Source organism: Piscinibacter lacus (assembly GCF_016735685.1).
In the GTDB taxonomy this organism is placed as follows: Bacteria; Pseudomonadota; Gammaproteobacteria; order Burkholderiales; family Burkholderiaceae_C; genus Aquariibacter; species Aquariibacter lacus.
In genome coordinates, this window is sequence record NZ_JAERRA010000001.1 from 389,551 (window position 1) to 411,164 (window position 21,614).

19 protein-coding genes and 2 tRNA genes are annotated in these 21,614 nt (G+C 70.8%); 13 read left to right on the forward strand and 8 right to left on the reverse strand.

The genetic code is table 11. The features are described from left to right. The first annotated feature begins 10 nt into the window (after nucleotides 1-10). From JI742_RS01825 to fcl, 5 genes are read left to right on the forward strand one after another with little or no spacing between them, the layout of a single operon-like run. The gene (locus tag JI742_RS01825) at nucleotides 11-982 is read left to right on the forward strand and encodes an NAD-dependent epimerase/dehydratase family protein (protein ID WP_201823464.1); all 972 of its coding nucleotides are present in this window, start codon (nucleotides 11-13) and stop codon (nucleotides 980-982) included. A gap of 2 nt (nucleotides 983-984) precedes the next feature. Next, nucleotides 985-2,214: a WcaI family glycosyltransferase gene (locus JI742_RS01830; protein ID WP_201823466.1), complete on the forward strand. Its 1,230-nt coding sequence runs from the start codon at nucleotides 985-987 to the stop codon at nucleotides 2,212-2,214. Between the two features lie 31 nt (nucleotides 2,215-2,245). Next, nucleotides 2,246-3,187 (forward strand): methyltransferase domain-containing protein, encoded by a 942-nt coding sequence (locus JI742_RS01835; RefSeq protein ID WP_201823468.1) that lies wholly within the window; start codon nucleotides 2,246-2,248, stop codon nucleotides 3,185-3,187. Nucleotides 3,188-3,200: 13 nt separating this feature from the next. After that, complete coding sequence (gene gmd, locus JI742_RS01840) at nucleotides 3,201-4,334, forward strand: GDP-mannose 4,6-dehydratase (RefSeq protein WP_201823470.1); 1,134 nt, start codon at nucleotides 3,201-3,203, stop codon at nucleotides 4,332-4,334. Further along, nucleotides 4,331-5,296, forward strand: a complete 966-nt coding sequence (gene fcl / locus JI742_RS01845) for a GDP-L-fucose synthase (protein ID WP_201823472.1) — start codon at nucleotides 4,331-4,333, stop codon at nucleotides 5,294-5,296. Before gmd ends, fcl begins: the two co-directional genes overlap by 4 nt. A 43-nt stretch (nucleotides 5,297-5,339) precedes the next feature. On the opposite strand, the gene JI742_RS01850 is transcribed toward fcl, so the two are convergent. Next, nucleotides 5,340-6,497: a tannase/feruloyl esterase family alpha/beta hydrolase gene (locus JI742_RS01850; protein WP_201823474.1), complete on the reverse strand. Its 1,158-nt coding sequence runs from the start codon at nucleotides 6,495-6,497 to the stop codon at nucleotides 5,340-5,342. Between the two features lie 608 nt (nucleotides 6,498-7,105). Between JI742_RS01850 and JI742_RS01855 the strand changes: the two genes are divergently transcribed. The 4 genes from JI742_RS01855 to JI742_RS01870 all read left to right on the forward strand — a co-directional run bounded on the left by JI742_RS01855 (nucleotide 7,106) and on the right by JI742_RS01870 (nucleotide 12,094). Next, nucleotides 7,106-8,215 (forward strand): sugar transferase, encoded by a 1,110-nt coding sequence (locus tag JI742_RS01855; RefSeq protein WP_201823476.1) that lies wholly within the window; start codon nucleotides 7,106-7,108, stop codon nucleotides 8,213-8,215. Nucleotides 8,216-8,392: 177 nt separating this feature from the next. After that, on the forward strand, nucleotides 8,393-9,538 hold the full coding sequence (locus JI742_RS01860; RefSeq protein ID WP_201823478.1) for a glycosyltransferase family 9 protein: 1,146 nt from the start codon (nucleotides 8,393-8,395) through the stop codon (nucleotides 9,536-9,538). Continuing rightward, nucleotides 9,535-10,560, forward strand: a complete 1,026-nt coding sequence (locus tag JI742_RS01865) for a class I SAM-dependent methyltransferase (protein ID WP_201823480.1) — start codon at nucleotides 9,535-9,537, stop codon at nucleotides 10,558-10,560. Before JI742_RS01860 ends, JI742_RS01865 begins: the two co-directional genes overlap by 4 nt. A gap of 22 nt (nucleotides 10,561-10,582) precedes the next feature. Further along, the gene (locus tag JI742_RS01870; protein ID WP_201823483.1) at nucleotides 10,583-12,094 is read left to right on the forward strand and encodes a hypothetical protein; all 1,512 of its coding nucleotides are present in this window, start codon (nucleotides 10,583-10,585) and stop codon (nucleotides 12,092-12,094) included. Between the two features lie 40 nt (nucleotides 12,095-12,134). On the opposite strand, the gene JI742_RS01875 is transcribed toward JI742_RS01870, so the two are convergent. The 4 genes from JI742_RS01875 to JI742_RS01890 all read right to left on the reverse strand — a co-directional run bounded on the left by JI742_RS01875 (nucleotide 12,135) and on the right by JI742_RS01890 (nucleotide 17,079). Beyond that, nucleotides 12,135-12,953, reverse strand: a complete 819-nt coding sequence (locus JI742_RS01875; protein ID WP_201823487.1) for a polysaccharide biosynthesis/export family protein — start codon at nucleotides 12,951-12,953, stop codon at nucleotides 12,135-12,137. Between the two features lie 95 nt (nucleotides 12,954-13,048). Further along, nucleotides 13,049-14,014, reverse strand: coding sequence for an NAD-dependent epimerase/dehydratase family protein (locus JI742_RS01880; protein WP_201823490.1), 966 nt, complete (start codon nucleotides 14,012-14,014; stop codon nucleotides 13,049-13,051). After that, nucleotides 13,996-16,095, reverse strand: coding sequence for a glycoside hydrolase family protein (locus tag JI742_RS01885; RefSeq protein WP_201823494.1), 2,100 nt, complete (start codon nucleotides 16,093-16,095; stop codon nucleotides 13,996-13,998). The genes JI742_RS01880 and JI742_RS01885 overlap by 19 nt, the downstream gene beginning before the upstream one ends. Before the next feature lie 36 nt (nucleotides 16,096-16,131). Then, nucleotides 16,132-17,079 (reverse strand): FkbM family methyltransferase, encoded by a 948-nt coding sequence (locus JI742_RS01890; RefSeq protein ID WP_201823497.1) that lies wholly within the window; start codon nucleotides 17,077-17,079, stop codon nucleotides 16,132-16,134. 225 nt (nucleotides 17,080-17,304) lie between these two features. Between JI742_RS01890 and rfaE1 the strand changes: the two genes are divergently transcribed. Then, a complete protein-coding gene (rfaE1, locus tag JI742_RS01895) occupies nucleotides 17,305-18,264 on the forward strand; it encodes a D-glycero-beta-D-manno-heptose-7-phosphate kinase (RefSeq protein WP_236676740.1) in 960 nt (319 codons plus the stop codon). A 5-nt stretch (nucleotides 18,265-18,269) separates the two neighbouring features. Further along, nucleotides 18,270-19,277: an ADP-glyceromanno-heptose 6-epimerase gene (gene rfaD / locus JI742_RS01900; RefSeq protein WP_201826284.1), complete on the forward strand. Its 1,008-nt coding sequence runs from the start codon at nucleotides 18,270-18,272 to the stop codon at nucleotides 19,275-19,277. Here the strand turns inward: rfaD and gmhA are convergent. Continuing rightward, complete coding sequence (gene gmhA, locus JI742_RS01905) at nucleotides 19,264-19,845, reverse strand: D-sedoheptulose 7-phosphate isomerase (RefSeq protein WP_201823500.1); 582 nt, start codon at nucleotides 19,843-19,845, stop codon at nucleotides 19,264-19,266. The two genes, rfaD and gmhA, sit on opposite strands and share 14 nt — an antisense overlap. Nucleotides 19,846-19,963: 118 nt before the next feature. Here gmhA and JI742_RS01910 point away from each other — a divergent pair. Next, nucleotides 19,964-20,037 (forward strand) — tRNA-Gly (locus JI742_RS01910). Between the two features lie 171 nt (nucleotides 20,038-20,208). Here the strand turns inward: JI742_RS01910 and JI742_RS01915 are convergent. After that, nucleotides 20,209-20,283: transfer RNA gene (locus JI742_RS01915), tRNA-Arg, on the reverse strand. A 166-nt stretch (nucleotides 20,284-20,449) separates the two neighbouring features. Between JI742_RS01915 and JI742_RS01920 the strand changes: the two genes are divergently transcribed. Beyond that, nucleotides 20,450-20,980 (forward strand): c-type cytochrome, encoded by a 531-nt coding sequence (locus JI742_RS01920; protein WP_201823503.1) that lies wholly within the window; start codon nucleotides 20,450-20,452, stop codon nucleotides 20,978-20,980. 94 nt (nucleotides 20,981-21,074) lie between these two features. On the opposite strand, the gene JI742_RS01925 is transcribed toward JI742_RS01920, so the two are convergent. Continuing rightward, complete coding sequence (locus JI742_RS01925; RefSeq protein ID WP_201823505.1) at nucleotides 21,075-21,614, reverse strand: DUF2946 family protein; 540 nt, start codon at nucleotides 21,612-21,614, stop codon at nucleotides 21,075-21,077.

Consider the following 21,614-nt stretch of genomic DNA (forward strand, 5'->3'; position numbering starts at 1 on the left):
ATTCCCCACGATGACCCGAACCCTCGTCACAGGCGGCAGCGGCTTCATCGGCAGCAACCTGATCCGCCATCTCGGCGCCCAGGGGCACACCCTGCTGAACCTCGACGTCGCCGAGCCCATGGATGCCGAGGCCCGCGCGCTCTGGCGCCGCCAGGACATCCTCGATGCCGCCGGCCTGCGGGCGCAGGTCCAGGCCTTCGATCCCGACTTCATCGTCCACCTGGCTGCACGCACCGACCTCGACGGCCGCAGCCTGGCCGACTACCCGGCCAACACCACCGGCGTGCAGAACCTGATCGACGCGGCCGCCGCCGCGCCGAGGCTGCGCAAGGTGATCTTCGCATCCTCGCGCCTGGTCTGCCGCATCGGCTACCAGCCGAGCGGCCCGCGCGACTACCAGGCCACCACGCCCTATGGCCAGAGCAAGGTCGAGGGCGAGAACTTGGTCTACGCCGACCGCAGCCTGCGCGCCGAATGGGCCATCGTGCGGCCCACCTCGATCTGGGGCCCCTACTTCCGCGTGCCCTACCGCAACTTCTTCGACGCGGTGCGGCGCGGCCACTATGTGCAGCCGCGCGGCGTGCGGGTGCACAAGTCCTTCGGCTTCGTCGGCAACACCGTCGTCCAGCTTCAGCGCCTGCTGGAGGCCGAGCCCGGTCGCATCCAGGGCCAGATGTACTACCTGGCCGACTACGAACCGCTGGAGCTGCACGACTGGTCGGGCCGGGTGGCCCGCACCATGGGCGTGCCGGTTCCGCGCGAGATCCCCATGGCGGTGCTGAAGCTGATGGCCCGCAGCGGCGACCTGCTGGCCACCCTGGGCTGGCGCGGCGTGCCGCTGACCAGCTTCCGGCTCGACAACCTGATCACGCCCATGGTCCACGACCTGGAGCCGCTGCGCGCCGTCTGCGGCCCGACGCCGCACAGCCTGGACGACGGCGTGCGCGCGACCGTCGCCTGGATCCAGCAGGGCAAGGCCTGAGCATGCGCATCCTGCTGCATTCGACCTATTACGCGCCCGAGCTGACGGCGATCGCCAAGTACAACGCCGAGATGATGCGCTGGCTGCAATCGCGCGGCCACGAGGTGCGCGTGCTGAGCGCCGCACCGCACTTCCCGGCCTGGAAGGTGCACGAGGGCTACACCGCCGCCTGGTACAGCCACAGCGTCGAGGCGGGCGTGCCGGTCTGGCGCTGCCCGGCCTTCATCCCGCGCCGGCCCTCAGGCCTGCAGCGCCTGGTGCAGATCGCCAGCCTCACGCTCAGCAGCGTGCCGGCCATGATCCGCCAGGCCTTCTGGCGGCCGGACGTGGTCATCGGCGTCGAGCCGCCGCTGCTGTGCTTTGCCGCCGCCCGCCTGGGCGCGCTGCTGTGCGGCGCCAAGGTCTGGCTGCATGTGCAGGACCTGGAAGTCGACGCGGCCTTCGACCTCGGCATCCTGCGCGGCCGGCGCGCGCGCCAGCTTGCGCTGGGCGTCGAGCGCCTGCTGATGGCCGGCTGCGCGCGCGTCTCGACCATCTCCGGCCGCATGGCCGAGCGCCTGCTCGCCAAGGGCGTGGCGCCGGAGCGGCTGTTCATGATGCCGAACTGGGTCAACCTGGCGGCCATGCCGGCGAGCGCCTCGGGCGCGGCCTTCCGGGCTGAGCTGGGCCTGCCGCCGGGCAGCAAGGTGGCGCTCTATGCCGGCAACATGGCGGCCAAGCAGGGCCTGGAGACGGTGGTCGAGGCCGCCCGCCTGCTGACCCGGCGCGAGGACCTGCACTTCGTGATGGTCGGCGACGGGGTCGGCCGGCCGCGCCTGGTCGAGCTGGCCCAGGGCCTGCCGCGCTTCCACTTCCTGCCCATCCAGCCGGCCGAGCGCCTGCCCGAGCTGCTGGCCCTGGCCGATGTGCACCTGCTGCCGCAGCGCCGCGCGGCGGCCGATCTGGTGATGCCCTCCAAGCTGACCGGCATGCTGGCCAGCGGCCGGCCGACGGTGGCCGGCGCCGAGGCCGAGACCGAGCTGGGCCGCGTCGTCGAGGGCCGCGGCTTGCGCGTGACGCCCGAAGACCCGGCCGCGATGGCCGGCGCCATCGAGCGCCTGATCGACGACCCGGCCCTGGCCGCCGAGCTGGGTGCCGCGGCGCGGCGCTACGCTGTCGAAACCCTGGACATGGAAGCCGTCCTGCTGCGCCTGGAACAGGAACTGCAAACCCTGCTTCGGCCCGGCCGCTGAATCCACCGCTCCCCCATCCGCCCGACCCCCCATGAACACCACCGCGACGACGATGACCGCCACCACCTCCGGGGCCGTGAGCTGCCGGGTCTGCGACAGCACCGAGACCCACTGGCTCTGCGACACCCACAACACCCACAGCAAGACGGTCACGCTCGACCACTACCGCTGCCGCAGCTGCGGCTCGGTCTTCGTCGGCAATCAGGTGGACCATGAGGAGCTGGCCGTGGCCTACGGCACGCTGGACTCCGACACCTACTACGCGGAGATCGGCGAGGAGAACACCCGCAAGATGCTCGACTCCATCGCCGACCTGAAGGCCCTGGGCCTGCAGAAGGCCAAGCTGATCGACATCGGCACCGGCGACGGTATGTTCGTGCCCCTGCTGCGCGACGCGGGCTTCGACGACATCAGCGTGCACGAGATCGAGGGCTGCGACCTCTCCAAGGTCAAGCCGCTGGTCAAGGCCGTCTACCAGGACCACGACTACTCGACCCTGCCCGACGCGAGCTTCGACGTGGTCACCCTGCTCGACGTGGCCGAGCATGTGATCAAGCCGCAGGTGCTGATCGACACCGCGCTGCGCGTGCTCAAGCCGGGCGGCGTGCTCTACCTGCACACCCCGGTCGTCACCCGCACCGACCGCTTCATGCACGTGCTGCAGCGCACGCCGGGCCTGGGCCGCATCGGCCGCATGTGGCAGTCGGGCCGCACCTCGATCTTCCACTTGCAGAACTACACCGCGGCCTCGCTGGAGATGGTCGCCCGCCGCGCCGGCTTCCCGGATGTGAAGGTCATCGTGAAGAACGAGCTGTCCTGGCCGGTGAGCCGCTACATCCAGGTCTACCTGCTCAAGCGCCTGCGCCTGCCCAAGCCCTTCGCGGTCCTCTTCCTGCCGATCTTCTATCCCCTGCTCGGCTCGAACTTCTTCAATGCCAACAAGGGCATCGTGACCGCCCGCAAGGCGGCCTGAGAGGCGATCCGCAATGAGTCAAGTCAAGCGCGCCCTCATCACCGGCGTCACCGGCCAGGACGGCAGCTACCTCGCCGAATTCCTGCTGGCCAAGGGCTACGAGGTGCACGGCATCAAGCGCCGGGCCTCGCTGTTCAACACCCAGCGGGTCGACCACATCTACGAGGATCCGCACGTCGACAACCAGCGCTTCAAGCTGCACTACGGCGACCTGGCCGACAGCTCGAACCTGACCCGCATCCTGGCCGAGGTGCGGCCCGACGAGGTCTACAACCTCGGCGCGCAGAGCCATGTGGCCGTCAGCTTCGAGGCGCCGGAATACACCGCCGACGTCGATGCCCTGGGCACGCTGCGCCTGCTGGAGGCCATCCGCTTCCTCGGCCTGGAGAAGAGCTGCCGCTTCTACCAGGCCAGCACCTCCGAGCTCTACGGCCTGGTGCAGGAGATCCCGCAGAAGGAGACCACGCCCTTCTACCCGCGCAGCCCCTATGCGGTGGCCAAGCTCTATGCCTACTGGATCACGGTCAACTACCGCGAGGCCTATGGCATGTATGCCTGCAACGGCATCCTGTTCAACCACGAGAGCCCGCGCCGCGGCGAGACCTTCGTCACCCGCAAGATCACCCGCGGCCTGGCCCACATCGCCCAGGGCCTGGAGCAGGGCCTGTTCATGGGCAACCTCGACGCGCTGCGCGACTGGGGCCATGCCAAGGACTATGTGCGCATGCAGTGGATGATGCTACAGCAGGAGCAGCCGCAGGACTATGTGATCGCCACCGGCGTGCAGTACTCGGTGCGGCAGTTCATCCAGTGGTCGGCGCAGGAGCTGGGCATCACCATGCGCTTCGAGGGTCAGGGCGTCGACGAGAAGGGCTATGTCGAATCCATCGCGGGCGACAAGGCGCCGGCGCTGAAGCCTGGCGACTGCATCGTGCGCATCGATCCGCGCTACTTCCGCCCGGCCGAGGTCGAGACCCTGCTCGGCGACCCGAGCAAGGCCAAGACCCAGCTTGGCTGGGTGCCGGAGATCACCGTGCAGGAGATGTGCGCCGAGATGGTCGCCGCCGACCTGCAGGCCGCCCGTCGCCTGGCGCTGCTGCGCAAGCACGGGCATGAGGTCTCGGTCTCCCGGGAGGCTGGCCAGTGAGCGAGCCCACCGTCTTCGTCGCGGGCCACCGCGGCATGGTGGGCTCGGCCATCGTCCGGCGCCTGCAGGCGCTGGGCGGCGTGCGCCTGCTGACCGCCAGCCGGGCCGAGCTGGACCTGGGCTCGCAGGCGGCGGTGCAGGCCTTCTTCGCGGCCCACCGCATCGACCACGTGGTGCTGGCGGCGGCCAAGGTGGGGGGCATCCATGCCAACAACACCTACCCGGCCGAGTTCATCTACGAGAACCTGATGATCCAGGCCAACGTCATCCACGCCGCGCACACGGCGGGGGTGCAGCGCCTGCTCTTCCTCGGTTCGTCCTGCATCTACCCGCGCATGGCGCCGCAGCCCATGCGCGAGGACGCGCTGCTGACCGGCACGCTCGAGTGCACGAACGAGCCATACGCCATCGCCAAGATCGCCGGCATCAAGCTCTGCGAGAGCTACAACCGCCAGCACGGCCGCGACTATCGCAGCGTGATGCCGACCAACCTCTACGGGCCGGGCGACAACTTCCACCCCGACAACTCGCATGTCATCCCTGCGCTGATCCGCCGCTTCCACGAGGCGGCGCGAGCCGAGGCGCCGGAGGTGGTCGTCTGGGGCAGCGGCACGCCGATGCGCGAGTTCCTGCATGTCGACGACATGGCCGCGGCCAGCGTGCACGTGATGAATCTGCCGGCGGCCGACTACCAGGCGCACACCCAGCCCATGCTTTCGCACATCAATGTCGGCACGGGTGTGGACTGCACGATCCGCGAGCTGGCCGAGGCGGTGGCCCGGGTCACCGGCTTTCGCGGCGCGCTGCGCTTCGACGCGAGCAAGCCCGACGGCACGCCGCGCAAGCTGATGGATGTCTCGCGCCTCAAGGCCCTGGGCTGGGAAGCCCGCATCGGCCTGGAGGACGGGCTGCGCGACGCCTACCGCTGGTTCCTCGCGAACTACACCGAGGCACGGCTCTGAGCCGTTGACCGGCCCAGGGGCCGGCCCCGCGCCGTGCCGCGGCTCAGCCCCCCGGCAGCGTGCAGCGGAGGCTGGCCGGGCTGTCCACGCTGCCGCTGCCGACATAGGTCGACACCTCGGGATAGGGGCAGAGGTTGCACTCGCGGCCCGGGAAGGCGCTGTTCCAGCGGCTGCGCGCGCGCAGGGTGTTGGGCACCTCCTTGTTCTCGACCCAGCGCACCAGCGCGTCCACCGCGTCGAAATCGTCCAGCGCGCGGCCGCCCTCGCAGTGCTGCATGCCGGGCACGAGGAAGAGCCGAAAGAAGTCGCAGGTCTGCATGAAGCTGGCGCCGGCCCAGCCCAGGTCGCGCGCGTACTGGTCGTAGACGGCGACACCGAGGGCCCGGCCGTTCAGCAGCGCTGCCGGTGCCGCCAGCACGTCCAGGTTGCTGGTCGGGCCGCCGAGGAACCACCAGGGCCAGTCCTCGGCAAAGCGCTTGAAGCCGTCGATGCGGCCGTCGCAGAAGCCGCCGCAGTCCTCGCTGCCGGTCAGCGGCAGGCCGGGCGCGACCGCTTCGCCGGCGCTGTTGCGCGGGCCGCTGTAGATCAGCGCGGCGGCCACTTGCTCGATCGTCGTCAGGCAGTTGGCCCCGTCGGTGCCGGCCGTGCAGGCCAGGGACCTGATGTCGAAGTCGCAGCGCGAGGGGTCGCTGACGATGCCGTCGGTCGCACCGTCCTTGGGGTCGCAGTGCTGCATCACGCTCGCGCTGAGTACACGCAGCTTGGGCAGGCTCAGCGGGTAGGCGGTCGCCGCGCGCAGGTTTCGTTGCACGCGCTGCATGTCGCGCGCCACGGCGACCGTCGGGTCGCCGATCACGAAGCCGTCAAGCAGGGCCTCGGCCCGCTCGGCGATGCGCATGCCCTGAACGCCGGCGCCCGAACAGCCGACGCAGTCGGCGCGCACGCGGCTGCGGCGGAACAGCTCGTGCAGCAGGGCTCGGCCGGCGTCGGTGGCTGCAACGGTGCCGCGGTCGGCGAAGGCGCCCTTGCCCTCGATCATCGGCCGGCCGTTCCACCCGCTGCCGAGCGGGCTGCGCAACGCGAAGCGCACCCGGCTACCCAGCGTGGTGCTGCCGGCGAGACAGTGCGCTGCGTGGCCGTTGGCCGCGGCCTGCACGCCGACTTCGCCAATCCGCAAGCCGCCGAGCGAAGCGCTCGCCATGTCCTGGCAGCGGGCCACTGCCCCCGTCGGGATGACGCTAAAAGTGGTCTTGCTGCCACCGCTGCGGGCGGCCAGACCCGGGCTGAAGCTGAGGACGGCGAGAGTGCGCAGGGCAGCGAGCTTCGGAACGTCATGACGGCTCCAGCCCGCCCCGAGCGGGCGAGGCGCGGCGGCGTCGAGGCGCTGCTCCCGGCACCAGTTGGCAAAACGGGGGCCTTGATGCGTGCGACTCGTAAGCACTTGTTAGTTCGGGCCCGCTTGTCGCACCGGTGAACCCTACAACAGTGCATCATTGCCATGGCTCTTTTGGGGGGCCTGGGGCGCACGGCGTCTTGGGGCTAGCCGCGGGGGCCTTGGAGGACGGAAGCGGGACGGATCCGGACTCGAACATGCCCGGATGGGATCGTGTCTTGCGACGGAATTGACGCCCCGCTTGCATTTCGAACCCGTCAGGAATCAGTGATTACACTCAGGCCTGCCCTTTGCTACCGTCCCTGGTTGGCGCTTCTGCCGGGTCGTGACAGGGTCGCGAGGACAGCATGAGAGACAAGAGCTCCCAACTGCGAGAGCAATCAGACATGAGTTCGTCGCTGGCACGCGTTCCTCGCATGAAGCGTCTTTTCGACCTGACGGTGACCCTCGTCATGGCGCCGTTCTGGATCCCGGTCTGTCTTCTGGCCGCCCTGGCCCTGGTGCTGACGGCGGGCTGGTCGCCCATCTACAGCTCCAAGCGCCGGGTGCACGGCCGGGAGGTGCGTACCGTCATCAAGTTCCGCACCATGGTCCGCCATGCCGACCGGGTGCTGAACCGCGACACCATCCCCGTGTCGGACACCGCCTTCCTCAACATCCCGCCCGATCACGAGGTCTACACCCCGGTCGGTCGGCGCATCGAGCGCTACGCCCTCACCGAGATCCCGCAGCTTCTGCAGGTGCTGGCCGGCAGCATGTCGCTGATCGGCAACCGGCCGCTGCCGGTGAATGTGGTCAATGCCCTGCTCCAGCGCTTTCCCTATGCCGAGGACCGCTTCATCGCCCCGGGCGGCCTGACCGGCCCGGTGCAGCTCGTCGGCCGCGAGGACATCTCCGACGAGGACCGCCTCGGCCTGGAGATCGACTACAGCCTGCTGACCACGCTGAGCTACTCCTACCGCATCGACCTCTTCATCCTCTGGAACACGGTGCTGGTCGCCCTGCACTTGCGCAGCGCCTTCACCGTGCCCGAGGTGCGGGCGCTGATGATGCGTGCCGCCGCACCGGTCGCCGTGCCGCCGGACGAGCTGCTCGAGCGCCGCACCTCCGGCGTCCGCTTCCCGGTGGCGCCGCGCAGCCTGCGGCTGGCCGATGGCCGCCAGGTCGATCTCTGCGAGATCGGTTACCGCGGCCTGCGCATCGTGGCCGACGAGTCCATCGCGGCAGGCACGGTCCTCCACATTCCGAGCGCGATCACGGCCTCCGGGCACTTGGTGGCCGTGGTCTGCTGGAGCCGTCCGGCGGACGACGGCCGCATCGCCATGGGCTTGTCGCTGCAGCCTGGGGCCGACACCGTGATGGCCCTGCTCGACCTGCTGCGCGGACCGGGTTCGGGCGGGGGTCGCAAGCAAGGCGAGGCCGCCCCCCCGTCGGCCGCACGCACCGTGCTGCCGCACAGCCTGCCGGCCGCCGAACTGGCCGCCGTGCGCGAACGTCACCGGGACGAGCAGCCGCACGCCGCCTGAGAGGCGCGCCCCGCGGGGCGGGGGCTTCCAGCCTGCGCCCTTGCGCCGTCTTTGTCGTCTTCGCCGTCTGTGCCGGCCGCCCGGCCCGCCCTGCTGCACAAGCCACCCGTCCACGTTCCGGCCCGCCGCCCTCCCTGGCCGGGCCGTCCGATGGGCCGCGACCCGGCCCCCGATCGCATGAAGGTTTCCGAGGATCGTCCCGCGCGCGTGCTGGTCTATCACATCGGCTCGCTCGGCGACACGCTCATGGTGCTGCCCGCCCTGTGGGCGCTGAAGGCGCACTGGCCGCAGGCCCGTTTCACCTTGCTCACCAAGCGAACACCGCTGAAACATGTGGTGGTCGCTGACGCGCTGATTCAGGACGCCGGCATCTTCGAGGACGTGATTGCCTACCCCGGCGAGCGCCAGGGCGGTGACAAACTGGGTCAGCGGCTGCGCCAGATCGGCCTGCTGCTCAAGCTGCGGCTGCGCCGTTTTGAGGCCATCGTCTACCTCGCCCCGTCGGAGCGCCAGCCCGCCCAGGTGGCCCGTGATGCGGCCTTCTTCAAGCTTTCGGGCATCCCGCGCCGGCTCGGCTTCGAGGGCTTCGGCCCCCTGCCCTCGCGCAGCACGGTGCCGCTTCCGACCTTGCCGATCGAGGCCGAGGCCCTGATGCGGCGCCTGCGCGCGGGCGGCCTGCCGCTGCCGCCGCTGGACCAGGCGCGCCGCGACTGCGGCGTCAACGCCCGCGAACTGGGCCGCGTGCGCGACTGGCTGGCCACGCAGTCGGGCGCCGACGGCGGTCGGCCTTGGCTGGCCATCGGCCCTGGCTCGAACATGCCGGCCAAGATCTGGCCGCTGGACCGCTATGCCGAGGTGATTTCCGCGCTGATGCGCGAGTTCGATCTCTGGCCGGTCGTCTTCGGCGGCCCGGAGGACAAGGTGGCCGGTCAGGCCCTGGTCGAGCGCCTGGGCGCCGGATACATCGCCGCCGGCCAGCTTTCGCTGCGCGAGGCGGCGGCCGGCATGCGCGGCTGCGCGCTCTACCTCGGCAACGACACCGGCACCATGCACCTGGCCGCCTCGGAGAACGTGCCCTGCGTCGTGCCCTTCTCGGCCCGCGACTTCCCCGGCAAATGGCATCCCATGGGCCCCGACCATGCGGTGATCCGCCGCCGACCCGACTGCGAGGGCTGCATGCTGGAGCGCTGCGAGGCCCGGCGCATGCATTGCATGCTCGACATCGGCGTTGACGAAGTGCTGGACGCCGCCCGCGCGGTGCTGGCCCGCCGCAGCCCCTCTTCTTCTTCCCCGCCGCGCGGCCGCGCGGCCTTCACGGCATGAACTCCGCTCAGAAGCAGGTCGTCAACCTTCCCTGCGAAGTCTGCGGCGACGCGAAGCCCGCGCCCTGGCGCGCGCTGCGCTACCCGCAATACGGCTACCCCGGCGCCTTCGAGCTCTGCCGCTGCGGCGGCTGTGGCCTGGTCTTCAACAGCCCGCGCCTGGTGCCCGAGGCCCTGGGCCAGCTCTACGACCACAACTACTACATCTTCGCGGAGCCGGCTGCGGACGCCTTCCAGCGCGTCGCTGGCCTCCACCACGCCACCGTGGCGCGGCTGGAAGCCGTGGCCCCGGCGCGCGGTCCGGTCCTGGAAGTCGGCAGTGCCAAGGGCTACATGCTCGGCCTGCTCAAGGATCGCGGCTGGGACGTGCAGGGGGTCGAGCTCTCCAGCCATGCCGCGGCCTATGCGCAGTCTGCCTTCGGCGTGCCGGTCTACAACGGCACGCTGGAGTCCTGGGTCGAGCAGCCCGGCTTCGTGCCGCGGCCGCTGGCCTACAGCACCGATGTGATCGAGCATGTGCCCTCGCCGCGCGACTTCCTGCGCGCGATGCACCGCGCCATCGCCGAGGACGGCCTGCTGCTGATCGGCACCCCCAACATCGCGTCCGACGGGGTCGAGGCCTACGGCGCCGACTGGCTGGGCTTCAATCCCTTCCATATCTGGCTGTTCTCGCGCGAGACCCTGTCGCGCCTGCTGGCGCAGAACGGCTTCGAGGTGCTGGAGGCCTGGACCTTTGGCAATGCCGAGCTCGGCCGCTATCCGGCGATGTCGCCGGCCAAGCGCTGGCTGCGCGACACGGCCGCCCGCAGCGGCCTGCTGAACGGCCTGCGCCGCCTGCGCGGCGGCGAGGCCCCGCCGCCCTCGGCCGAGGCCCTGGCTGCGCTGCGTGCCGAAACCGGCCGCCAGCTCGCCGCCGCCGGCGACTGGCGCGACAGCGTCGACGGCCGCCACCCGCGGGCCGCCGCCTGCCGGGGCGACAACTTGGTGATCCTGGCGCGCCGCCGCCCGGGCGCCCTGGCCTGATGCCGCGCGCAGCCTTCCGGTCATGAGCGGCAGCACCGCGCGCAATGCGCTGAGCGCCGCCGCCCAGACCGCCGTCACCACGGCGGCCGGCCTCTTCTACTTCGGCTTCCTCATGCGCAGCCTCGGCCCCGAGGTGCTCGGAGGCTGGCTGGCCTGGCTGGCGCTGGGCATGGTCGCCTGCCTGGCCGACCTGGGCCTGCGCGAATCGCTGGTGCGCCGCGCCGCGGTCGCGCGGGCCGAGGGCGACACGCCGCGGCTGATCGCGCTGATCGACTCCACGGTCGTCAGCGTGGCCCTCAGCATGGGCCTGGCCCTGCTGCTCCTGATGGGCCTGGGCCCGCGGCTCGTGCACCTGGGTGCAGCGGCCGAGCAGACGCCGGGCTGGATCGTCGCCGGTGTTGCCGTGATGGTCTGGCTGCAGCGCGTGGCCGATGTGCATGCCGCCGCGCTGGAAGGCCTGCAGCGCTACGACCGCGTCGCGCGCAACAACGTGGTCGGCGCGCTGGCCGGCCTGGCCACCCTGCTGCTGACCGTGCCCGTCTGGGGCGTCGATGTCGCCAGCCTAGGCCTGATCGTGCAGTACCTCGTCAGCGGCCTGGCCCACCAGCGCACGCTGCGCGAGCTGCTGCCCGAGCGCGGCTGGCTGCCGCGCCATGCGCGCTATGCCCTGGCCCGCGAAGGCCTGGGCTACGGCCTGTCGGTGCAGACGGCGATCGGCAGCTTCCTGCTGATCGAATCCATCGCCAAGGTGCTGCTGGCCCGTGCCGATGCCCTGGCCCTGCTGTCCTACTTCGACCTGGCCTTCCGCATCGGCCGCGGCCTGCGCAACCTGCTGGTGGCCGGCAACCGGGTGCTGGTGCCGCGGCTGGCCGCCGCCCATGCCGATGCGGCCGAGGGGGACGCGCAGTCCTTCGATGCCATGTACCTGCGCTCCTGCCACCTGCTCTTCCTGCTGGTGCTGGCGGTCTTCTCGGTCGCGCTGGGCGCCAGCAGCCTGGTGGCCCTGGCCACGCGCGGCAGCGTCGAGCCGGACTTCATCCTGGCCTTCCTGCTGACCCTGCCGGTCTGGATGATCTTCGGCGCCGTCGACCCCGTGATCAATGCCAGCATGGGCTCGGGCGCGATGCGCCTGGTCGTCCTTGCCCACGGCGCCATGCTCGGCCTGCTGCTGCTGCTGGTGGGCGCGGGCGCCCTGGCCCTGTCGCACTGGCCGGGCCTGGCGCCCCATGCCGGGCCGGCTACGCTGCTGGCGGTGCTGGTCTCGGTCAGCCTGCCCTGCCTGGCCATGCTGCTGGCCTACCACCGGCGCCAGCGTCTGCCGTTGGCCACGCTGTCGCCGGGCCGCAGCCTGGCGGTGGGCCTGGCCTGTTTCGCGGTGGGGGCCGGGGTCAATGCCCTGGATGCCTCGCCCTGGGTGCAGGGGCCGGCGTGGATCGGCGCCTCGCTGCTCGTGCTGCTGCTGCTGCGCGGCTTGCCGGCCTGGGCCGAGCTGAGCCTGGCGCTGCGTCGCAGGCTCGGCCGCCCGGCCGGCTGAGCGCCCGGGCGCCGTCCCGGCGCACGGGCGGGGCGCGCCCTCAGGGCGCGACGGTGGTGATGCTGGTGCGGTCGCGCGAGACCAGATAGGTCAGCGACAGGCCGAAATTGCGCCACAGCGGCACGATCTGGTTGATGTAGCGCTCGAAGAACTGCGCCACGCCGGCGATGCGGGTCTTGGGCACGAAGACCACATCGAGCGGCTCCAGCACGAAACCCTCGGGCCGCAGCACCTTCATGCCGTCGCAGGCCAGCGGGTTCTGCGGGCTGCAGGGCTTCTTGCGGGCCTCGGCGACGCGGCTCTCGGCCGAGTTGCCGAAATCCAGCAGGATGTACTCGGGCTCGGCCGCACCGTTCTGGCGGATCACGATGATGCTGTCGCGGCGGGCATCGGGACCGAAGTCGCCGGCCCGCACGATGGCCTGCAGCGCCGACATCGTGCCGCCGAGCTGCAGTTCGCCGGGCCGCGCCACCTCGCCGCCCACATAGATGCGCGAGGGCTGGAAGCTGCGGACGATCACGTCGACCTTGGGGTCGGTCAGCACCTCGGCATAGCGCTTCTCGATCTGCGCGGCCAGCTCGGCCGGCGTCAGGCCGGCGGCCTGCACCTCGCCCACCCAGCGCAGCGAGATCAGGCCGTCCGGCCGCACATTGGCGATGTCATTGACTTCGTCGGTGCGGCGGAAGCGCAGGTCCAGCACGTCGCCCACTTGCAGGCGGTAGCGGGCCGGCGCCGCGGCCTTGGGCGCGGCGGCGACATAGGCCTCATGCGAGCGCGCCTGCGCGCTCAGGTCGTTCTGCCGCTCCACCGGCGTGGTCGTGCAGCCCGCAGCCAGCAGGGCAAGGGCCAGGCCGCTCAAGGCAGGACGCAGGTGCGCAGGGCGCGAAAGCTTCGGGGCGTGTGTGGACATGCGAGTGCTCGGAGCCGAAACGGTGGCGGCAGTATAGGGACGACTTATCGCAACAACAGTGCCTGAACCGTGCGCGCCACGGCCTCCTCCTGCGACAAAGGGGGGTGCCAGTCCGAAGCCTGACGCCAGGCGCGGTCGTCCACCGCCAGCGAGCCGAGCAGGCGCCTCGCCACCCCGCCCGCACCGGCCAGGGTGGCCGCGGCGCGCAGCAGGCCGGGCGGGCAGGGCCAGAGCCGGCTGGGCTGCCCGGCGGCCTTCGCGATCTGGCGCAGCCACTCGGCCGTCGACCAGGCGGGCCCGCCGGCGATCACCTGGCAGGCGCCGGTGGCCTGCGGCATCTGTGCGGCGCGGATCAGGGCATCGGTCAGGGCCTCGACATGGATCATGCTGCGGCGGTTGTCCACCGCGCCCAGCGGCAGCGGCCAGCCCGATCGGCCCAGGCGCACCAGCCGGGCGAAGTTGCCGGCATCGCCCGGCCCGTAGACGATGGGCGGCCGCAGCCCGGCCCAGGCGCCGCCGTGGCGCGCAGCGGCTTCGGCGATGCGCTGCTCGCCTTCGAGCTTGCTGCGGCCGTAGGCATCGTCCGGTCGCAAGGGCGTGCGCTCGTCGATCAGGCCCTCGGCCTGGTCGCCGTAGACCTTGATCGTGCTGGCGTGCACCAGGCGCAGGCCGCGCCGGAAGGCGGCCTCGGCCAGCGCGCCGGTGGCTTCGCGGTTGACCTGGTCGATGGCCGCCGCCTGCGGCGCGTGGGCGATGGCGGCGAGGTGGAAGACGGTGTCGAGCCCGCCGTCGAGCGCACGGTCCCAGTCGCAGCCGGCCGGGTCGGCCAGGTCGCCGACGAGCTGCGCCTCGCAGCCCGGCGGCACCGGGCTGCCGGCGCTGCGCACCAGGGCGCGCACCCGCACGCCCTGCGCGACGAGCTGCCGGCACAGCGTGCGGCCGACGAAGCCGCCGGCCCCGGTGACCGCCGCATGGCGCAGGCACGCGCCGCTCACGGCTTCAGCGGCCATGGCGCCTCGGCATAGCCGATGTCGATCGTGCGCTTCTTGCCGAAGCCGTGGAACCACATCCGCACCCGCTCGCCCTCGAAGACGACGGTCGGCGCGATCGGCCCGATCGCATCGAAGCCCTTGGCCGACTTGCGCAGCACCGGCTGCGGATTGATCTCCCAGGGCCCGAAGGGCGAGGGCGCACGCGCCAGGCCGACCTCATGCCCCTTGTCGCCGTAGAGCAGGCTGTAGAACAGGTAGTACTGGCCGTCCGGGCCCTTGCGCACCTCGGCCTCGGCGATGCCTTCCTTCGCGTGCGGGAAGTCCTTCTTGGTCAGGATGGGCGTCGGGTGCTTGGTCCAGTGGCGGCCGTCGGTCGAGGTGGCCGCCAGCAGCGTCACGCCCGCCCCGCCCGGCGGGCACTTGCTGAAGCAGTAGGCGCTGTAGAGCATGACCAGCTTGCCCTCGTGCTCGACGAGGCTGGGGCTGCTGATCGAGTCGCCGTCGAAGCCGCCCGGCGTGGTCTTGAGCACCGGCTCGGTGTCGGGCCGTTCGAAGCGCACGCCGTCCTTCGACACCGCCAGGCCGACATGGGCCGGGAAGGAGGCGAAGAAGCCCCCCTTGTCCTTGTAGCCGATGAAGTACAGCAGGTACTCGCCGCGCCACTTGAACATGAAGGGCGTTTCCTGCGCATCGTCCCACTGGCCGGGGCGGGTCTTGATCAGGCGGCCGGGCAGCTTGTCGTCGCCTGTCGGCACATCGGTCCAGCGCAGGCCGTCGCTGGAGCTGGCCAGGCAGATCGCGCCGCGCTTGCGCTCGATGTCGAAGCAGTTGTAGACCATGCGCAGGCCCTCGCCCTCTTGCCAGACCGTCGGGTCGCCGACGGCCGAGTAGGGGCCGCTGTGCACCGGCTCGATGCGCTTGGTCCAGGCCGACCAGCCGGGGCTCTCGACCGTGACCGTGGCCGCGCCGTCGGCAGCGGGCCGGGCCGGCGGGCTGGCCTTGCCGTCCGCCACCGCGGCGCCGCCCGCCGTCGACAGGCCGGCCAGCCAGAGCGCGTTGTCGCCGCGCTTGCTGAACAGGCCCGCCGCCTCGACCAGCAGCAACTGGCTGACGCGGGCGCCCTCCGGCCGCTCGGCCGAGGTCTTGCTGTCGCCGGCCCGCTTGAAGTCGGCCAGGCGCAGGGTGTGGCTGCGCAGCTTGCCGCCGTCGGCCAGCTTGAGCTTGGTCTCGAACTTGCCGCCGTCGGATTGTTCGAGCACCACCGTCAGCTCGGCCTCCTCGCGCGAGGCCAGCTCCAGCGTGAGCGACTGCGCGCCGCGCAGCGCCTCGGCCGGCAGCGGGCGGATCAGGCTCATGGCGCGGCCGATCTTGCGCTCGTACTTGAGCTGCAAGCCGTTCTGGCGCAGCGGCCCGCGCCGGCCGAAGTCGACCTCGTCGACGCCGAAGACCAGCCACCCCGCCTGCGCACCGCGCAGGCCGTCGAGGCCGCCCGCGGCGCTGCCGGGCGACCGGGCCAGGAAGGCTGCGTCGCGCAGCTCGATGCGGCGCTCGCCGCGCTTGAGGCCGAAGAAGTCCATCGCCGCCGCATTGCCGGCCGCGATGAAGCTGGCCGCGTCGACCAGGGTCAGCGAGCGCACGCGGTCGAAATCCAGCCGGCCGTTGGCGTCGGCCGGCGCGTCGGCGCCGCCGCTCAGCGTGAAGTCCTCCGGCCGCAGCAGCACCGGGGTCCAGTCGCCCTTGGGCAGGGTGAAGCTGCTGCTCCAGCGGCCGCCCCCCTGTTCTTCCAGCGAGATCACCAGCGACACGCTGCTGCCGCTGCGCGCCTGGAAGCTCAGGCCCTGGGCCCCGGCCACGCTGCCGGCGGCGATGGGCAGATGCAGCAACTGCGTCTGGCCGGGGCCGAGGCGGTAGCGGAAGTCGAGCCGGTCGCCGCTGCGATCGAGCGTCGCGCCCTCGCCCAGCACGGTCCAGCGGCCGGCCTCGCGCCGGAAATCGAAACCGTCGATCGCGTCGGCGGCGCCAGCGACCGCGGTGGCGATCAGCAGGGCACCGGCGAACGAGGCCGCGCGCAGGCGGCCCCCGATCCGGGCTTGGGGCATGGGAATCCTTTCAAGAAGCCGGGCGGGTGACATGTCTCAGTGCCGCGGACGCAGCAAGAGGTTCACGTAACCGCCCCGGGTGGGCACCGCCGACCAGTCCAGCCGGACCAGCCGGGTGCTCAGGGTGCTGAAGAAGTAGCCGATGGCATGCGGCCGGACGATCTGCTCGACCTCGTAGTCCGGCGGCAGCATGGCCAGGAAGTCGTCGAAGCTGCCGATGGCCTGGCGCGCGGTGTCGCTCAGCTCCAGCATCAGCACCGGGCGGTAGCGCCGCAGGCTCTGCTTGAGGCCGGCGAGCACATGGGCCTCGAAGCCCTCGACGTCGATCTTGATCAGGTCGACCCGGGGCAGGTTCAGGGCCTCCAGGTAGCGGTCGGCCTGGCGCAGGCTCAGGGTGCAGGTGGCCTCGGGCTGGCCCGAGGGCGAGAGGGATTCGACGAAGGTGCCGTTGCCGACATTGCTGCCGACCGGCGCGAAGTAGGGCAGCTCGTCATCGGCATCGCTCAGGCCCACGCGGTGCAGCACGATCTTCGACAAGCCGTTGCGGTCGATCTTCTCCTGGATGCGGTCACCGACCGGATCGAAGGGCTCGAAGGCATGCACCTGCGCACAGAAGGACGCCATGTAGAGCGCGTGATGCCCCACATTGGCGCCGATGTCCAGGGCCACGGCCTCGGGCCGGGCATGCATCACGCGTTCGACCATCTCGAGTTCGTCGAGCTCGTAGCCGCCGAAGTAATAGACCAGCCAGTCGATCCAGCGAGAAAGCTTGCCGGTGTAGACATAGCCGGCGAAGGGGGCCTCGAAATCATGGTCGGGCAGGCGCGAGGGATCGCACCAGCGTCGGATCAGTCGATCCCGCAGGCCGTAGCGGATCCAGCGCTGGCGGCCCAGCCAGCGCAGGCCTGCATCGATCGACGGGTGTCTGTAGGTCTGCGCGGGCGGCCACACGATGGGCTTGGGAGATACTGAATTCGAGCTCATCAACTTCCCTGGACGTTTGTCATGAGCGCCGGCACGAAGCAAGGCTTGAACCCGCCACGTTGACATCAAGCCGCGCCGTGGGGCCTTGCAAACTGCTGCTGCGCTGCGCGCCGCGCTTTGTACACGCGATGCCTTGCTGCACCCCGCCAACGCTTCTTCAGGCCGTTGCGTCGCCGGCACGAAGGATGCACCAGCTCCGCTGTTTTCGTTACAACCCTTTTGAAGATGCCCTTGCCGATGCTGCTCAGCCAGGAAAGATTGCGTGCCACCCGGGTCCTGATCGTCGGGGATTCGATGCTCGACCGTTACTGGTTCGGCTCGGTCGACCGGATCTCGCCTGAAGCCCCGGTGCCCGTGGTGCGCATCGGCCGCGAGGAGCTGCGCGCCGGTGGCGCCGCCAATGTGGCGCTCAATGCGCGGGCGCTCGGTGCCCAGGTCACCTTGCTCGGCCTCGTGGGCGATGACGAGCCGGCCCGCCAGCTCGCCGGGCTGATGGAGAAGGTCGGCGTGGCCTCGCGCATGCGGACCCACCCGTCCTTCCAGACCATCGTCAAGCTGCGGGTGATCGGCCGCGCGCAGCAACTGATCCGGCTGGATTTCGAGAACCATCCCGAGCCACAGGCCCTGCGCGAACTGCTCGACGATTTCGAGGCCGCGCTGCCGCAGCACGATGTGGTGATCTTCTCGGACTACGGCAAGGGCAGCCTGGGCCATGTCGACGAGATGATCCGGCGTGCCCGCGCCGCTTCCATACCCTGCTTCGTCGACCCCAAGGGCGGCGATTACAGTCCTTACGCTGGTGCAACAGCCATCACGCCCAACCGTGCCGAGTTGCAGGCCGTGGTCGGCTTCTGGCCCAGCGAGGCCGAGCTGCACCGGCGTGCCAAGCGGCTGCGCGAGCAGCTCGCCCTGCACGCCCTGGTGCTGACGCGCTCGGAGGAGGGCATGTCGGTCTTCGACGACGCGGGCGTGCTCGACGTGCCGGCCCAGGCCCGCGAAGTCTTCGACGTGACCGGGGCCGGCGACACCGTGATCGCGACCCTCGGCACCCTGGTCGGCGCCGGCCTGCCGCTGCGCGAGGCCGTGCCCCTGGCCAACCGCGCCGGCGGCATCGTGGTCGGCAAGTTCGGCACTGCCAGCGCAAGCTGGGATGAACTCATGGCTCTGGAGGGGCCTGCGACGTGAAGCACATGAAGCGAGTGGTGGTGACCGGCGCAGCCGGCTTCATCGGCAGCAACCTGGTCCACCGGCTGAACGCGGCCGGCGTCGACGACGTGATCGCCGTCGACGACCTGAGCGACGGCCCCAAGTTCGTCAACCTCGTCGGTGCGCAGCTCAGCGACTATGTCGACTACCGCGAGTTCTACGATCGCTTCGCCGCCGGCCACTACGGCCGCGTCGACGCGGTGCTGCATCAGGGCGCCTGCTCGGACACCATGCAGCACGACGGCCGTTACATGATGGACGTCAACTACCGCTGCTCCAAGCAGCTGCTCGAAGCCTGCACGGCCCAGGGCGTGCGGTTGATCTATGCCTCGTCGGCAGCGGTCTACGGCGGGGGCTCGGTCTTCCGCGAGGAGCGTCCCTTCGAACGCCCGCTGAACGTCTACGGCTACTCCAAGTGGCTGTTCGACGAGATCGTGCGCCGCCACCTGCCGCAGTCGCGCAACCAGGTCGTCGGCCTGCGCTACTTCAACGTCTACGGCCCGCGCGAGCAGCACAAGGGCCGCATGGCCTCGGTGGCCTTCCACCACTTCAACCAGTACCGCGAGCACGGCGTCGTCAAGCTCTTCGGCGAGTACGGCGGCTATGGCCCGGGCCAGCAGCAGCGCGACTTCATCTATGTGGACGACCTCTGCGCGGTCGTCAGCTGGTTCCTCGACCACCCCGAGGCCAGCGGCATCTTCAACCTCGGCAGCGGCCGGGCCCAGCCCTTCAACGACGTGGCCGCAGCGGTCGTCAACGGCCTCGCCCGCCAGGCCGGCGGGGCCGGCGACCAGCCGCTGTCGGCCCTGGTCGAGGCCGGCAAGGTGGCCTACATCCCCTTCCCCGAGGCCCTGGTCGGCCGCTACCAGTGCCACACCGAGGGCGATCTGTCGGCCCTGCGCGCGATCGGCTGCGACCACGTCTTCGCCGACGTGACGACCGGCGTCGGCCGCTACGTCGACTGGCTTAGCGCCCAGCTCAAGCCGGACTGAGGCCGACGCCGAACTGCTCCTCGATCAGGCCGCACAGGGTGTGGCCGATCAGGATGTGCGCTTCCTGGATGCGCGCGGTCGTCGGCGAGGGCACGACGATCGCGACATCGCACAAGGCCTTGAGCGCGCCGCCGTCGCGGCCGAGCAGGCCGATCACCTGCATGTCGCGACCGAGCGCGGCCTCCACGGCCTTGATGACGTTGGCCGAGCGGCCCGAGGTCGAGATGCCGACCAGCACATCGCCGGCCTGGCCCAGGCCCTCGACCTGCCGCGAGAAGACCTCCGCGAAGCTGTAGTCGTTGCCGATGCAGGTCAGGGCCGAGCTGTCGGTCGACAAGGCCATCGCGGCCAGCGGCTTGCGGTCGTGGATGAAGCGGCCCGTCAGCTCGGCGGCAAGATGCTGGCTGTCGGCCGCCGAGCCGCCGTTGCCGCAGAACATGATCTTGCGGCCGCGCCGCAGCGCCTCGGCCATCAGCCGGCCGGCGGCCTGCACCTCGGGCGCCAGCGCGTCGAGGCGGGCGAAGAGTTCACGGTGCTCGTCGAGGTTGCGGATCAGCAGGTCGGTCATGGCGTGCGGTGGCAGGGCGGGCGAGGCGCGGATTCTCCCCTTCGCAGGTGTCGGGGACCTGCACCGCCACGCAAGCCGCGCGCCTGCGAGGCGGCCACGCGGCTAAACTGCGCCCGCCGCGGGTGTAGTTCAATGGCAGAACGGCAGCTTCCCAAGCTTCATACGAGGGTTCGATTCCCTTCACCCGCTCCACGTCTTCGCTTGGCCTGTCTGAGCCAGGCGGCCGATCAGCCCAATCCGCAGGGCCATGCCGCATGCGGAACGTGGTGGGTCGAGCCGAGCAGGGGGTGAAAAGCGGGTGAGCTGAACATCCCGTTCCGCTGACACCACGGGCAGGCCGCGCGGGCCACCCACTTGAATCCTTGGTGCGACCGGCAGGAATCGAACCTGCGCCACAGCCTTCGGAGGGCTGGATGATATCCACTTCACCACGGTCGCTTCTGTGAGCTGTGCAGTGTAGCCGCCCGCCGACGGGCCGCGTCTCCGGCCGCCGGGGTCGGCTTGCGGCAGCCCTCGCTGCCTATAATCCGCGCGCTTTTTTGGCGGGCGCCAGACCGCTCCCGACGAGCTCCATCCCCTCTTTCAACCTGAGCAGCAAGCCCTCATGAGCGCAGCGCCCCACGACGATTCCACCCCCCACGAGGGCCCGATCCGCACGCCGAAGCAACTGGTGGTGGCGGTTGTTCTCGCCTTCGTGGTGCCCATCGCGGTCATCGTGCTGCTGGCCAACTACGTGGCCACGGCGAACAAGCCGGGCGCCGGCACCGACATCTTGGCCGAGGAAGCCGTGGCCAAGCGCCTGGAGCCGGTCGGCAAGGTGCTGGTGAAGGACGCCAGCGATGTGGCGGCGCTCAAGACGGGCGAGCAGGTCTACAACGCCGTCTGCGCCGCCTGCCACGTGGCCGGCGTGGCGAATGCGCCCAAGTTCGGCGATGTGGCCGCCTGGGCGCCGCGCATCCAGACCGGCTACGAGGCCCTGCTGAACTCGGCCCTCAAGGGCAAGGGCGCGATGGCTGCCCAGGGCGGTGGCGACTACAGCGACATCGAGATCGGCCGTGCCGTGGTGCACCTGACCAACAACGCCGGCGGCAACTTCCCGGTGCCGGCCCCGGCGGCCGCGGCTTCGGCCCCCTGAGGCTGCGGTGCCCGGCCCTGGCGGGCCGCGGCGATGCCCAGCAAGCCGGCCGCGTGCCGGCTTTTTCAAGCCCGCATGCCGGCCGCTTGTCGTCTCAGCGGGCGGCTTGCGGGCTCAGGCACAGGCCATGGGCCTGCAGCAGATCGGCATGGCGGGTTTCCGCCAGCGACCAGGCAGCGGCCAGCAGGGCATCGGCCGCGGCATGCATGTCGGCCGAGCGGACCAGGCCCAGGCCCAGGGCGGTGTCGAGGAAGAGCCGGCCCTGCTCGTCGCTCCAGGCCTGGCGCACCGGGCCGGCGTCCAGGCCGGTGTGGGTCTGCACGCGCCAGCCGCCTTCGGCACCGGTCGCCTGCACGCCGAGGATCCACGGTGCGGCTTCAAGCTCGACATAGACCCGCTGCGGCCCGTTCTGGAAGAACCAGGCGCCGTCCGCATCGGCCGCGTAGTTGCGGCCGATGAAGGCGATCAGGCCGGCATGTTCCAGCCGGCTGCCCTTGGGCTGCGGGAAGCGGCCGGCGGCCTGGCAGGCGTCGTCGCGCAGGTACCAGTCGCCGCGCGCATCCAGGCCCAGCCAGCCGCGGCAGGCGGGCACCGCGGGCCATTTGCGCAGGGCGGCTTCGACGCTGGCATCCAT

What these genes read in the sequence shown, in the direction of transcription:
- JI742_RS01825 (WP_201823464.1), top strand. Translation starts at nt 11, where the DNA reads ATGACCCGAACCCTCGTCACAGGCGGCAGCGGCTTCATCGGCAGCAAC.
- JI742_RS01830 (WP_201823466.1), top strand. Translation starts at nt 985, where the DNA reads ATGCGCATCCTGCTGCATTCGACCTATTACGCGCCCGAGCTGACGGCG.
- JI742_RS01835 (WP_201823468.1), top strand. Translation starts at nt 2,246, where the DNA reads ATGAACACCACCGCGACGACGATGACCGCCACCACCTCCGGGGCCGTG.
- gmd (WP_201823470.1), top strand. Translation starts at nt 3,201, where the DNA reads ATGAGTCAAGTCAAGCGCGCCCTCATCACCGGCGTCACCGGCCAGGAC.
- JI742_RS01850 (WP_201823474.1), bottom strand. Translation starts at nt 6,497, where the DNA reads ATGGCGAGCGCTTCGCTCGGCGGCTTGCGGATTGGCGAAGTCGGCGTG.
- JI742_RS01855 (WP_201823476.1), top strand. Translation starts at nt 7,106, where the DNA reads ATGAAGCGTCTTTTCGACCTGACGGTGACCCTCGTCATGGCGCCGTTC.
- JI742_RS01860 (WP_201823478.1), top strand. Translation starts at nt 8,393, where the DNA reads ATGAAGGTTTCCGAGGATCGTCCCGCGCGCGTGCTGGTCTATCACATC.
- JI742_RS01865 (WP_201823480.1), top strand. Translation starts at nt 9,535, where the DNA reads ATGAACTCCGCTCAGAAGCAGGTCGTCAACCTTCCCTGCGAAGTCTGC.
- JI742_RS01870 (WP_201823483.1), top strand. Translation starts at nt 10,583, where the DNA reads ATGAGCGGCAGCACCGCGCGCAATGCGCTGAGCGCCGCCGCCCAGACC.
- JI742_RS01880 (WP_201823490.1), bottom strand. Translation starts at nt 14,014, where the DNA reads ATGGCCGCTGAAGCCGTGAGCGGCGCGTGCCTGCGCCATGCGGCGGTC.
- JI742_RS01885 (WP_201823494.1), bottom strand. Translation starts at nt 16,095, where the DNA reads ATGCCCCAAGCCCGGATCGGGGGCCGCCTGCGCGCGGCCTCGTTCGCC.
- JI742_RS01890 (WP_201823497.1), bottom strand. Translation starts at nt 17,079, where the DNA reads ATGAGCTCGAATTCAGTATCTCCCAAGCCCATCGTGTGGCCGCCCGCG.
- rfaE1 (WP_236676740.1), top strand. Translation starts at nt 17,305, where the DNA reads ATGCCCTTGCCGATGCTGCTCAGCCAGGAAAGATTGCGTGCCACCCGG.
- rfaD (WP_201826284.1), top strand. Translation starts at nt 18,270, where the DNA reads ATGAAGCGAGTGGTGGTGACCGGCGCAGCCGGCTTCATCGGCAGCAAC.
- gmhA (WP_201823500.1), bottom strand. Translation starts at nt 19,845, where the DNA reads ATGACCGACCTGCTGATCCGCAACCTCGACGAGCACCGTGAACTCTTC.
- JI742_RS01920 (WP_201823503.1), top strand. Translation starts at nt 20,450, where the DNA reads ATGAGCGCAGCGCCCCACGACGATTCCACCCCCCACGAGGGCCCGATC.
- JI742_RS01925 (WP_201823505.1), bottom strand. Translation starts at nt 21,614, where the DNA reads ATGGATGCCAGCGTCGAAGCCGCCCTGCGCAAATGGCCCGCGGTGCCC.